This window comes from Frigoribacterium sp. CFBP 8766 (genome assembly GCF_014841435.1).
GTDB lineage: Bacteria > Actinomycetota > Actinomycetes > Actinomycetales > Microbacteriaceae > Frigoribacterium.
Genome location: NZ_JACYTX010000001.1, coordinates 647010 through 659300, shown reverse-complemented (window position 1 = coordinate 659300; position 12291 = coordinate 647010). Strand labels below are relative to the sequence as shown.

Genomic DNA, 12291 nt, shown 5'->3' with positions numbered 1-12291 from the left:
ACAGGAAGGAACACGTCATGACGCAGCACCTCACCCGACGCCAGCTCTTGATCGGTGCCACCGCCCTGAGCGCGCTCACCGTCGCCGCACCGTCTGGGGCCGCGGCGTGGGGCGCGCCGGCGACGACCGACGCGGACAGCGACGTGCGCATCGACGACCTCGGCCCCGCCGTGGTGCAGTTCCCGCTCATGTCGAGCCTCGTGGTGGGCGACACCCTCTACATCGGATCGCGAAACCTCCAGCCCGCTCGCGTGATCGGGTTCGACCTCGCGACCAAGGCGGTCACGACCCGGACCGAGCTCTCGTCCGGATACGCGGTCCAGGCGCTCGCGGCTTCGCCCGACGGGGCGAGTCTCTACATCGGTGTGCTGCGCACCGAGGCCACCGGCGCGAGCGTTCACCGGTGGGACCTGACCACCGCGGACACCGCCGCCGTACCCCTCGCCGAGACGGGCGACCGCGACGTACGCGCTCTGGCCGTCGCACCGGACGGCATGATCTACGTCGCCGGTGGTGGTGATCCGACCGATCCACCATCCCTCTGGGAGGTCGACCCCACCAGCGGCATGGTCGCGAACTGGGGCCTTCCGGACCCTGGGGCCACGATCGCCCAGGCGGTGGCGACGACGGCGACGACGGTGTATCTCGGCACCGGCTCGGTGCTCGCAGGAGGTGCCGGGAGCACCGCGAAGCTGTACTCGTTCGATCGCTCGACTCGGTCGTACCGCGACATCCTGCCGAACGAGTTCGCGTCCGCGGTCTCGGTCACGTCGCTCTCCGTGCTCGACGACCTGCTCGGAGTCACCCTCAAGGGCCCGGGGAAGTCGATTCTCATCGAGATCGCGTCGCCGCATGTCTACGAGACGATCCCGCAGACGGGGATGACGCTGCGTCGACGCGGAAGCGACATCTACTACATCAAGGTTCCGAGCGTCGTGGCGTACTCCCGGACCACGAAGAAGATCACGAACCTCCAGACCCGCAACCTCGACACACTGTGGGGTCTCGACGTCGTCGGGGACAGGCTGGTCGGGGCGTCCGCCTACGGATTCGTCGCCGAGATCGACCCGGCAACCAGGACGAGCATGCTGACCGAACTCATCGAGGCAGGAGCACCCGCCGCGCCGCAGACGGCGATGGGCATCGCCGTCGGTGGAGGTGCTGCCTACGTCGGCGGCACCGGCGCGCTCAACCGGTTCGATGTCACTACGGGTGCGCAGACCCTGTTGCGGATGCCGGGCGAGGCGAAGGACGGCGTCGTCGTGGACGGCATCCTCTACACGGGTCAGTACAACTCGCAGGGCATGTGGCGTTACGACCCGACGTCGGGTGACGCCCCCGCGCAGGTGGTCGCCCCGGCCCGAGGCCAGAACAGACCGCTCGACGTGTGCTGGGACGCCGTGAACGGACTCGCCTTGCTCGGAGCGCAGAACGACACCGACGGCGGCGGCTCGGTCACGACCTTCGCACCCACGAGCGGGGCGAGCACGACCACGGTGAACCCCGTCGACGCCCGGCAGCTCGTGCGAGCGGTCACGACGGCAGACGGCGTCGCCTACCTGGGCGGCGACAACATCTACCCGGACGGACCGCGTAGCACCGTCGTCGCCTGGGATCCTGTCGCCCGCAAGGAGCTCTGGCGCGTCGATCCCGGGTTGACGGCGGGCATCGCCGCGCTCGCGACGGACGGTCGCCACCTGTTCGGGCTCGGCCGCCGAGCAAGCGGACTGTTCGTCCTCGATCTGCGGACCCAAGTTGTCGTGACCACCCTCGACGTCCGCAGTGTCGCGACCGATTTCGGTGCCCTCGCTCGTGTCGACGACACGATCTACGGCGTGTCTGACACGACGCTGTTTCGTGTCGACGCCAGGACCCTTGAACTGTCGACCGTCGTCGCCGGCATCGACGGCGGGTGGTACAGCGGTCCGCACCTGGACGTCGACGAGAACGGCGTGATCTACACCATGCGCGGTCTCAACCTCGTCGCGGTGCAAGACGGCGCGCGTCCGCAGCCGGTCGACATCGGCTCAGGGACGACGGACATCCGCTAGAAGAGCTCAGAGGAGCGCGGCTCCGACGGCGGCGGCCGGCACGCCGGGCGGGAGCAGCTGGACACGGTCGACTATTCCCAGGGACGCCAGGAACGGCGAGCGCGCGCTCCAGTCGACGAACACGCCTCGCACCGGCTCCAGCAGGCGTTCGCCGAGATTGCTGAGTCCGCCCCCGATCACGACGTCCTCCACGTCGGTGGACAGAAGCAGGAGGCGCACGGCGGACGCGACCCCGTGGACGAGCACGCCCCGCACCTGGCGGGCTCTGGCATCACCACGGTCAGCGGCATCGAAGAGATCGACGGCGGGCAGCACGGAGGTACTGGGCCACAGCTTCGCGAGAGCGGTGCCCGAAGCGACGGTCTCGAGGCAACCGCGCTGACCGCACAAGCAGGCGTACCCGTTCGGATCCGCGGGGATGTGCCCGATCTCGCCCGCTCCCCCGCGGGAGCCTCGCCACACGTGCCCGTCGACGACGACGCCTGCTGCCAGTCCGGTGCCCAGGTTCAGGTACCCGAGCGGAGCGGCGCCGCCGATCAGGTGGGCGGCACCCGTGGCAGCCGCGTTCACGTCGTTGTCGACGGTGACGCGGGTGCCGAGCGCGGCAGCGAGGATCGAGGCGAGGTCGAGTTCGTGGATGTCGAGATTCACCGCATGCATCACCATGCCGCGCGCACCGTCGACGACGCCGGGGATGCCGACGCCCACGTGCGTGACCTGTTGCGCGGCCGGGTCGTGCCCGTCCAGGAGGTCGTCGACGACCGCCCGGATGCCGCAGAGGACCCCGTCCGGGCCGCTGACGGTCTCACGACGCACCCGCTTGCGGACTCCGGTGTCGTCGCCCAAAATGATCGCGTCGATCTTGGTGCCCCCGACGTCAATGCCGATCCGCATTCGCGGGACCTCCCTCATGGCTGCGCGCGGCGGTACGAGTGAGCAGTGCGTCAACGTGTGCGCGGGTGGGCATCGCGGCAAGATCTCCCCTGCTTGTGGTCACGAGCGCGCCGACTGCTGCCGCCTGGTCGACCTTCGCGCCCAGGTCCTCTCCTGCGAGCATCGCGGCGATGTATCCCGCGGCGAAGCCGTCGCCCGCCCCCACGGTGTCGACGGCATCGACCTGGAAGCGACGGGATCGGACGGAGCGTCCCGCCTCGAAGGCGATGGCCCCCTCGTCGCCTAGCTTGACGGCGACCTCGCGCGCTCCCGCAGACAGGTACAAGTCCGCGACGGCCGCGGGGTCGTCCGTGCCGGTAAGCAGCCGCGCCTCGCCGAGACCGGGAAGGACGACCTGCGCTCGCGCTGCGACGGAGGAGACAGTGCGCCGCATCTCGTCGAGATCGCTCCATAGGTTGAGACGCAGGTTCGGGTCGAAGGACACGGTGATGCCCACGTCCCGGGCGGCATCGAGCAGCCTGAACGCGGCGGCCCGGGCGACGGGTGAGACGGCGAAGACTATTCCGGTGAGGTGCAGGTGGTCGATGCCGTCGAGCAGATCACCGCATGACAGCACCAGACCAGCGTGGCGCGCGAAGGCCGTGTCACCACGCACTTGCAGCATCTCAGGGTCACCACTCGTTCCGCCGGCTTTGAACATGAGAGCGGTCGGCCCGTCTGCCCGCACCGTGACAGGTGTGATGCCGAGCGTGTCGACGACGTCCTGCAGGTAGTCGCCGTGCGCATCGCGGCCGAGGACGCTCGCCCACGTGGTGTCGACACCGAGCAGCCGGAGCCCGACGGCGACGTTGAGATCGGCGCCTCCGGCAAAGCGTGTGAACTGCGCTCCCGAGCGGAGATCGTCCTGGGCCGTCGCGTAGCCGACGAGCGCTTCGCCGAACGTCAGGACGCGGGGTGCGGCCTCTGGGCTCGACGCGTTCACGAGGTCGTGTCGTCCACGAGCCCACGGACGGCTCGGCAGCGGCGTCGGAGCTGATCGATGTCACCGCCAGCGAGGGCATCGCCGACGAGTGGGCCGCCGAGACTCACGGCGACGGCACCCGCCGCGAGCCACTCGCGGGTGGCCGCGAGATCGATGCCGCCTGACGGGATCGCCGAGAGCCCGGGGAACGGTCCGTGCAGGTGCCGGAGGTAAGCGGGGCCGACTGCCTGGGCGGGGAATATCTTGACCGCGCTCGCCCCCGCGTCCCATCCCGCGGCGAGCTCGGTGGGTGTGAGGCCGCCGGGAACGACGGCGACACGCGAGTTCACCGCGAGCTCGACGACCTGCAGGTTCATCGTCGGTGTCACGAGGTAGTCGGCTCCAGCGTCGATCGCCCGCTGAGCCTCGTCCACGGTCGTGACGGTGCCCACCCCGATGTCTGCCTTCGCGGCGTACCGTTCGACGAGTTCAGGGAGGGAGCGGAGCAGGTCGGGGGTCGTCAAAGTGAGTTCCACGCTCGGGATGCCCTCGTCGATCAGGACGTCGCAGACGGGTGCGAGCACGTCGACGTGCGGAGCTCGGAGCACTGCGATGACCTTGCTCTCGCCGAGCCGTCGTGAGAATGGGGTGCGTGCTCCGTCGGACACGCTGATCAGCTCATCTCGGTGATCGGTCGGGCGTCCATGTCGGTGAAGTCCTGGTTCTCCCCGGCCATGGCCCAGATGAAGCTGTAAGCACGGGTACCGACGCCGCTGTGCACCGACCAGGGCGGTGAGATGACGGCCTGCTCGTCTGCGACCACCAGGTGCCGGGTCTCCGAGGGCTCACCCATCAGATGCACGATGCGCGCGTCCTCGGGCACGTCGAAGTAGAGGTAAGCCTCCATGCGGCGGTCGTGCGTGTGCGCCGGCATGGTGTTCCACATGCTGCCGGGGTGGAGCTCCGTCACTCCCATCATCACTTGACTGGTGGCGACCTCACCGCCGAACAGCAGTTGGCGCAGGGTGCGACGGTTGGACGTGTCGTGGTCGCCGAGCTCGAGCACGTTGGCCTGCTCTTCCCCGACGAGCGTCGTCGGCAGTGACGCGTGCGCGGGAGCACTGAACAGGTAGAAGCGTCCGGGAGCGCCGAAGACGACGTCACGGCTGCCGCGACCGATGTACAGACATCCGCGTGAGGGCACCACGTAGCTCGTGCCGTCGACGGTCACCTCGGCAGCCTCGCCGATGTTGATCACACCCGCTTCGCGACGATCGAGGAGGTGCGCCGTGTGCAGCTCCTCGGGGACGGGGAGCGTCAGGGGCTGACCGCTGGGCGCGATGCCGGCGATGATCACGCGGTCGTGATGCGAGTAGGTGAAGGTCACCTCACCCTCGACGAAGACCTTCTCGACCAGGAAACTCCGGCGCAGTTCCTCGGTCGACATGGTCGAGACGTGTTCGGGGGCGCAGGCGTTGCGGGTGTCCATGCTTCTGTCCTTCTCGTGGGTCTCGCAGTGTCGTGGTCCGGCTGAGGTCGTCATCGGGCGAGCCAGCCGCCGTCGACGGCGAGCAGATGTCCGTGGACGTAAGCGGCCGCCGGCGACGCGAGGAACACGACCGCTCCGGCGATGTCTGCCGGCACGCCCCACCGGCCCGCGGGTATCCGATCCAGGATCGCGCGTGAACGATCGTGGTCTGCTCGGAGCGGAGCCGTGTTGTCCGTGGCGAAGTACCCGGGAACGATCGCGTTGACGTTGACGGAGTGCTGCGCCCATTCGTTCGCCATCGCGCGTGTGAGACCGGCGAGCGCGCTCTTGGAAGCCGTGTACGAAGGCACGGAGATGCCACCTTGGAAGCTGAGCAGCGATGCGGTGTTGATGATGCGACCGCCGCCCGTGGCGGTCATCCGTCTCGCTGCAGCCTGCGCGAGGAAGAACGCGGCCTTCTGGTTGATCTGGACGACGTCGTCCCAGTCGGCTTCGGTGAGCTCGAGTGCGGGTGCACGACGGATGATGCCAGCGTTGTTGACCAGGATGTCGATGCGTCCGAACACCTCACTCGTCTCTGAGACGAGCCCCTCGAGATCAGCAGGCGTCGCCGTCCCGAGGTCTGCGGTGAGGACGTGCGCACGGCGGCCTGTGGCTCGCACCGCGGCTGCCGTCTCGTCCGATGGCGAGTTCGCAGTCAGGACGACGTCCGCGCCGGCGTCGGCGAGCGCGATGGCCATCGCCTGTCCGAGCCCGCGACTGGCACCGCTGACCAGGGCGACCTTCTGGTCGACGCGGAAGAGGTCGGCGCTCACGAGGCGGCCACGTCTTTGTTCGAGCTCCGCCAGAAGGATTCCCATCCCGGGTTCGCGCGTTGTGCGAGCGCTTCCAGGTAGTAGTAGTCACCCCAGAGATTGCCTTCGTCCAGGCCGATCCCGGCATGCCAGTGGTACACGCCGTGCTGGAGGAGGCAGTTCGCATCGCTGCCGGGCTCCGGCGTGCACGATGCCGCCAGGGCATCGAGGATCTCGTCGGCGCCTTGGCGGTACTGGTCCTCGCCCGTCGCGCGCGCCAGTTCGTAGAGGCCGCACACCGCGATGGCCCCGGCGGAGCTGTCGCGCAGGTGACCGCTGCCGTCGCCGAAGCCGAGATCCCAGTAGGGCACGTTGTCGGCGGGCAGGTGTGCGAGGAAGTAGTCGGCACAGCGCCGAGCTGCGTCGAGGAACTGCTCGTCCCCGTTCGCGAGATGGCTGAGGGCGAAGCCGTAGACGCCCCACGCCTGACCGCGCGCCCAGCACGAGTCGTCCGCGAAGCCCTGGTCGGTACGGCCGCGTAGCGGCTCACCCGTGTTGATGTCCCAGGAGAAGGTGTGGAAGGTGGAGCCGTCGGCACGGACGATGTGATCGGCCAGCTGGCGTGCGTGCCGGTCGGCGGCGTCCGCGAATCGGGAATCGCCCGTGGTGGTGGTGGCCCAGCGCAACAGCGGAAGGTTCATCAACGAGTCGATGATCGTTCGCCCCTGCTGCTCGGGGTCGGAGAGATCCCCCCACGCCTGGATGATCCCGGCGGGCTCGAGAACGCGATCCATCATGTGCTCCGCGGCGATGAGTGCCGCGCTGCGGGCCCGCTCGTCGCGGTCGGTGCGCCACGCCGTCGTGCAAGAGAGCGTGTAGAGGAATCCCATGTCGTGGTGATCCATGTCGACGTCACGGTCAGCCCGATCCGCGAAAGATGCCACGTGCGCCAAGGCTGCCTCATGAAATTTCTCATCCGCGGTGATGTCGTAGGCGAGCCACAGCACGCCGGGCCAGAATCCCGTGGTCCAGCTCGTGTTGCCGCCGACGGGCTCACCGTGCTCGGCGGACTTCGGCGGGTACACACCGTCGACGGTGTGATGGTGCGGGTAGGTCGCGCCGAACGCGTCCATGTCGGCGACGACCGTGGCCAGGGCCTGGTCGATGTGGGTCAGGGTTTCCATGTGGCGGTGCCTTCTTTCCATGGCGGACGTGCGGATGGAGGGGCGCGGGCGCACGACGATCGAGCACCCTGGACCTCGCGGTGGCGCAGCTCTCACGAGGGCTTGCAGAGAACAGGGAGCAGGGGATCAGGAGGCGCGAACGGTTCGGCCGAGCGTCATTTGACGCTCCCCGCCGACAGGCCTGCGCGCCAGAAGCGTTGCAACGAGACGAATGCGATCACGAGCGGGATGACAGAGATGAACGAACCAGCGATCACGAGGGTGGAGAACTGGGGATTCTGCTGCACCTGGCTCTGCCAGAGGGCGATGCCGACGCTCGAGGGCAACAAGTCACGGTTCTGCAGCATGATCAGGGGAAGCATGAAGTTGTTCCAGATACCTACGAACTGGAAGAGAGCGATCGTCACGAAACCCGGTGCGATCATGGGTAGACCGATCTTCAGGAAAGTACCCACCGTGCCCGCGCCGTCGACGCGCGACGCTTCGAGCGTCTCATTGGGGATGTAGCCACTGCTGAAGACGCGCGCGAGATACACGCTGAACGGGTTGCAGAGCGTGGGGATGATGACGGCCCAGATCGTGTTGGTGACGCCCGCAGTGGCGGCGAGCAGGTACAACGGGATGACGGTGGCCGTGTTGGGGATGAGGACGCCGACCAAGACGCTCGCGTAGAGGCCTCGCTTTCCTCGGAACTGGAACTTGTCGAACGCGTAGCCAGCCATGACGGCGATGAAGCCGCCGACGACAGCACCGATCCCTGCGTACAGGATGCTGTTGGCGAGCCATCTGACGAAGATGCCGCCGTCCTGTGTGAAAAGCTGCTGCATGTTCGCGAGGAGTGCACCGCCGAAAGTGAAGGCGTCCCCGGAGTAGAGGCCCTTGGCATCCTTCGTCGCCGCGAAGACGAGCCACAGCAGCGGCAGGATCATGTATGCGGCGCCGACGATCAGCAGGCCGTTGACTCCGACCGTGGACAGGATGCCGCGGCGAGCACGACGCGGAGTGTCGGTGCGTCGCCGCGCACGGCGTTCGTCACGCGTCGCGCGGACGCGGACGGGGGTAGGGGTGTCGAGCAGGGCGCTCATTGCGTCGGCTCCTTCGAGGTGAAGCGCGTCACGATCCACGACAGCAGACCGGCCAAGGCGGCCAGAACGATCGAGGCCGCGGCGGCCTGGGGAAGATTGTTGCGGTTGAAGGCGGCGTCGTAGGCCCACATGTTCGGTACCCACGTGCTCGTGACGGCGGTGGTCGCCGACGACAGGATCTTCGGTTCGGTGAAGAGTTGGAGGGAGCCGATGACGGTGAACAGAAGTGCCACACCCAGGGCCGGCCAGACGAGCGGAGTCTTGATCGCGAAGGCTGTTCGGATCTCGCCGGCGCCGTCTACGCGGGCCGCTTCGAGGATCTCGCGCGGCACGGTCTGCAGGGCGGTGAACAGGATGATGACGTTGTAGCCGGCCCATTCCCATACCGCGATGTTGACCATCGAGGGCAGGACGAGCTGGACCGAGAGGAAGTCGATCTCGATGCCGCCGGAGGCGACCGCTCGAACGATCGGACTCACGCCGGGGGTGTACAGGTACGCCCAGATCAGAGCAGCGATCACACCCGGGACGGCGTGCGGCAGGAACAGGAGGAGCTGGAAGGCACGGCGAGCGTAGGTGACGGCGGCGTCGAGCAAGAGCGCCAGGACCAACGCGACGATGAGGAGCGTGGGCACATAGAGCACGCAGTAGACCGCGAGCCTGCCGAAGCCCTCGAGGAACGTCTTGTCGGACAGGACGGCGATGTAGTTGCCGGCGCCGACGAACTCGGTCGTCGAGCCGCCGAACCCGAGACCGCTGCGTCGCTCTGCGAACAGGCTCAGCCCGATCGCGTAGACGACGGGGGCGATCATCGTGATCGCGAACAGCACGAAGAACGGGATCAAGAAGACGGAGGCGGCTCGTCCGCCCGTTCCGGGGATGCTCCGGCGAGGGGGCACCTGTCGGGCGGAAGTCATGTGGGAGGTTGCCATGATGTGCTCTCTTCTTCGAAAGTGGGCATGGGCCGGGCGGCGAGAGCTCGCCCGGCCGATGGAGTCATTCCGAGACGGCGAGGCCGAGAGCGGTCAGTCCCGAGACGGTCGCCGACTGCGTGTCCTCCAGGGCGTCGCCCAGGGTCGGCTCTGTCGTGACCGCGTTCTTCATCGCTGTAGCAGTGATGTCGTAGCTCGGACCCCAGGCCCACGTTCCGAGGTTCGCGGACGCGTCGTCGAAGACGGCGTAGATGTCGTTGGCGTAGTAGTCGGTCGGGGCGACGGCCGCGGCGGCGTCGTTCAGACCGGGGTACGCCAGGTACGCAGTGCCGACGGCGCCGCGAGCCGTGACCGCGTCGGGCGATGTCGTCAACCACGTGACGAAGGCGGCCGCAGCAGCGGTGTTGTCGGAGTTCTCAGGGATCGCGAAGCTGGTCCCTCCGCTGAGAGCGCCACTGGGCTTGCCATCCCACGTCGGCGGGACGGCGGCGATCCACTTGTCGGCCTGACCCGAGCCCTCGGTGCGGGTCTTCAGGCCCGATGCGCTCCAGGAGCCGCCTACCCAGCCGTTGACGACGCCGTTGTTGATGTCGGCGGTCCACTCGTCGCTGAAACCGAGCTGCGCCTTCACGAGATCCTCGTCGATGAGGTCCTGCCAGTAGTCAGCGACCTTCGTCGAGGTGTCGCCGTCGACGTCGACGTTCCACTCGTCGTCCTCGACCCCGAACCACTCCGCACCGGCCTGCCAGGAGAGCGGTGCCAGCTGCGGCTCATTCGTGAAGAAGCTGGTCAGGTACGCGTCCGGGTTCTGCCTCTTCACGGCGCGAGCGGCTTCCTCGAACTCGTCCCACGTGGTGGGCACCTCGACCCCTGCGGCCTGGAGCACGTCCTGGCGGTACCACATCACCAGAGGCGGAGCGTCGTACGGGAGGGCATACGCGGCGTCGCCGAAGGTGACGAGCTGGCGTACCTGATCGTCGTACGCATCCAACACGTCCCCGGACATGAGTCCGCTCACGGGCGTGAGCTGCTCGTTGGCCACGAAACCCGGGAGACGGTCGTATTCGATGCCGACGACGTCGGGACCGGTGCCTGACTCGATGGCGGCGGCGAGTTTCGTGTAGCCGCCGTTGGCGCCGTTGGGGATCTCTTCGAAGTCGACGGTGATGTCGTCCTGGCTGGCATTGAACGCGGCAGCGACATCGGCCATGCCGCCGAGCGACGACCAGAACGTCACCTCACCGGTCGGCGCGGCCGACGGGGCGGATGCCACTGGCGCGTCGGCGCCCGCTGAGCACCCCACCAGGAGCGTTCCCGCCGTGAGGAGCGCGGCTGCTCCTAGCAAGATCCGTCGTTGTGTCATGGTCTGTTCTCCTTTGAACCGGACGAGTTGCACTGATCATGCGATGTGTCCTGCTGTGCGTCAACGACACCCGACATTAATGAACATTAGTGAACAGATGAGTCGCGGACGGTGGATCCACGCACCACCAGCGTCGGCAGCAGGATCATGCGGACGATCGTGTGCGGCGCGGCCTCGCTCTGACGCAGACGGTCCATGCACAGACGGAGTGCGGCGTGGCCGAGTTCGCGCTTGGGCGGCGCGACCGCGGTCAGGGGCACGGCGGCGAGCGCGGAGATCTCGTCGTCGTAGGCCACGACCGCGAAGTCGTCGGGGATGCGCACACCCGCCTCGATCAGACGATCCGTGAACGCCATCGAATCCGCGTCGCCGAGCACGATGGCCGCGGTGATCCCGTCGGCGAGGCAATCTTCGACGAGCGTGTCCAATTCGTCGATCGTCGTGTTCTCGCCGCTTCGCGGCACGGAGAGATCTCGTCTCAGCACGTGCGCGTCGGCCCCGAGTCGGTCCATCACGCGCCCGAACCCCTCGTGCAGACCGGCCACGGTCGCCGCTGGTCGCGCGGCGAGCGCGATGCGCAGATGGCCCTGCTCGACGAGGTGCTGGGTGGCGAGCTCAGCGCCACGGACATGGTCAGAGCGCACCCACTCGAGCTGCGTCGAGATCCGGTCGTCCACACCTCGCTCCACGAGAACGACGGGAACATCGAGGGATTCCAGGTACCTCCGGAACTCTGAGGACTCCCCGAGGCTTCCGTGAGGGGTGACCATCAGTGCGTCGACGCCGCCGCTGATCAGGCGCCGCGCCTGACGCAGTTCTTCATCGGGCGAGTAGTTCGTGGCGCCGACGATGAGCCGGCAATTGTGCTCTCGGGCAGCCTGACTCGCTCCGCGGATCACCTCGGGGAAGTAGTAGTCGGTCGTCGGCACGATCATGCCGATCGTCGCGACAGGCCGCGAGACCTGACGGACCGAGAGGTGGTCGCCCGACTCCTCCTGCTCTCGCGCCACGGCCAGCGAGATGGCGCCACCGTGCACGCGCACCAGCAGTCCGCGCCGCTCCAGTTCGACCAGATCCCGCCGAAGCGTCATCCCCGTGACGCCCAAACGGGTGGCGAACGCCACCGTGGACAGCGACCCGCGCAGCTCCAGCTCCCGCAGGATCGTGTCATGCCGGCCCGCCGCGACCACGTCGCCACCCCCTACCTCGTGTGCACATGAACATGTGAACATGTTGCCACGCGACGACCCTCCACGACGTCCGCTGCCTGAACCGTGCCGGACGACCTGGCGGCGCTGGCCACACGAATCAACGAACCTCGTTATCGGTCGACCCACCAAGTGCTTCTGTTGCGAGGAAGGGAGCTTGGTCTTGCGCCCGCGGAGCTAGCGGGCGGCCTTCGCGATCGCGACGCACAAGCCAGCAGAGGAGCTCGAGGCGATCTTCATGACGATCCGCCTCTGGCGGCAGCTCCAAGACGCTCGCCGCGGCTCTGAGCGCGTCGAGAGCCACGCAATGCGGCCCCGGTAGCCCACCGA

Annotated in this window: 11 protein-coding genes; 1 reads left to right on the top strand and 10 read right to left on the bottom strand. The window is 67.7% G+C overall.

Features of this window, described 5'->3' with window-relative positions; genetic code table 11:
- The first annotated feature begins 17 nt into the window (after positions 1-17).
- Positions 18-2051, top strand: coding sequence for a hypothetical protein (locus IFT90_RS03200; protein WP_192040933.1), 2034 nt, complete (start codon positions 18-20; stop codon positions 2049-2051).
- Positions 2052-2057: 6 nt separating this feature from the next.
- Here the strand turns inward: IFT90_RS03200 and IFT90_RS03195 are convergent, their stop codons facing one another.
- From IFT90_RS03195 to IFT90_RS03150, 10 genes are all read right to left on the bottom strand, one after another.
- Positions 2058-2945 carry an ROK family protein gene (locus IFT90_RS03195; RefSeq protein ID WP_192040932.1) on the bottom strand — a complete coding sequence of 296 codons (888 nt, stop codon included), beginning with the start codon at positions 2943-2945 and terminating at the stop codon, positions 2058-2060.
- A complete protein-coding gene (locus tag IFT90_RS03190) occupies positions 2929-3927 on the bottom strand; it encodes a sugar kinase (RefSeq protein ID WP_192040931.1) in 999 nt (332 codons plus the stop codon). The genes IFT90_RS03195 and IFT90_RS03190 overlap by 17 nt, the downstream gene beginning before the upstream one ends.
- A complete protein-coding gene (locus IFT90_RS03185) occupies positions 3924-4574 on the bottom strand; it encodes a bifunctional 4-hydroxy-2-oxoglutarate aldolase/2-dehydro-3-deoxy-phosphogluconate aldolase (RefSeq protein ID WP_192040930.1) in 651 nt (216 codons plus the stop codon). The genes IFT90_RS03190 and IFT90_RS03185 overlap by 4 nt, the downstream gene beginning before the upstream one ends.
- A gap of 5 nt (positions 4575-4579) precedes the next feature.
- A complete protein-coding gene (kduI, locus tag IFT90_RS03180) occupies positions 4580-5395 on the bottom strand; it encodes a 5-dehydro-4-deoxy-D-glucuronate isomerase (RefSeq protein WP_192040929.1) in 816 nt (271 codons plus the stop codon).
- Positions 5396-5445: 50 nt separating this feature from the next.
- Complete coding sequence (gene kduD / locus IFT90_RS03175) at positions 5446-6210, bottom strand: 2-dehydro-3-deoxy-D-gluconate 5-dehydrogenase KduD (protein WP_371740976.1); 765 nt, start codon at positions 6208-6210, stop codon at positions 5446-5448.
- Positions 6207-7373, bottom strand: a complete 1167-nt coding sequence (locus IFT90_RS03170) for a glycoside hydrolase family 88 protein (protein ID WP_244638594.1) — start codon at positions 7371-7373, stop codon at positions 6207-6209. Before IFT90_RS03170 ends, kduD begins: the two co-directional genes overlap by 4 nt.
- 155 nt (positions 7374-7528) lie before the next feature.
- Entirely contained in the window at positions 7529-8458 is a 930-nt protein-coding gene (locus IFT90_RS03165) for a carbohydrate ABC transporter permease (RefSeq protein ID WP_192040927.1), read from the bottom strand.
- The gene (locus IFT90_RS03160; protein WP_244644734.1) at positions 8455-9375 is read right to left on the bottom strand and encodes a carbohydrate ABC transporter permease; all 921 of its coding nucleotides are present in this window, start codon (positions 9373-9375) and stop codon (positions 8455-8457) included. The genes IFT90_RS03165 and IFT90_RS03160 overlap by 4 nt, the downstream gene beginning before the upstream one ends.
- Before the next feature lie 79 nt (positions 9376-9454).
- Complete coding sequence (locus tag IFT90_RS03155; protein ID WP_371812071.1) at positions 9455-10786, bottom strand: sugar ABC transporter substrate-binding protein; 1332 nt, start codon at positions 10784-10786, stop codon at positions 9455-9457.
- 53 nt (positions 10787-10839) lie between these two features.
- The gene (locus IFT90_RS03150) at positions 10840-11943 is read right to left on the bottom strand and encodes a substrate-binding domain-containing protein (protein ID WP_192040925.1); all 1104 of its coding nucleotides are present in this window, start codon (positions 11941-11943) and stop codon (positions 10840-10842) included.
- Positions 11944-12291: the final 348 nt, after the last annotated feature.

What these genes read in the sequence shown, in the direction of transcription:
- IFT90_RS03200 (WP_192040933.1), top strand. Translation starts at nt 18, where the DNA reads ATGACGCAGCACCTCACCCGACGCCAGCTCTTGATCGGTGCCACCGCC.
- IFT90_RS03195 (WP_192040932.1), bottom strand. Translation starts at nt 2,945, where the DNA reads ATGCGGATCGGCATTGACGTCGGGGGCACCAAGATCGACGCGATCATT.
- kduI (WP_192040929.1), bottom strand. Translation starts at nt 5,395, where the DNA reads ATGGACACCCGCAACGCCTGCGCCCCCGAACACGTCTCGACCATGTCG.
- IFT90_RS03170 (WP_244638594.1), bottom strand. Translation starts at nt 7,373, where the DNA reads ATGGAAACCCTGACCCACATCGACCAGGCCCTGGCCACGGTCGTCGCC.
- IFT90_RS03165 (WP_192040927.1), bottom strand. Translation starts at nt 8,458, where the DNA reads ATGAGCGCCCTGCTCGACACCCCTACCCCCGTCCGCGTCCGCGCGACG.
- IFT90_RS03160 (WP_244644734.1), bottom strand. Translation starts at nt 9,375, where the DNA reads ATGACTTCCGCCCGACAGGTGCCCCCTCGCCGGAGCATCCCCGGAACG.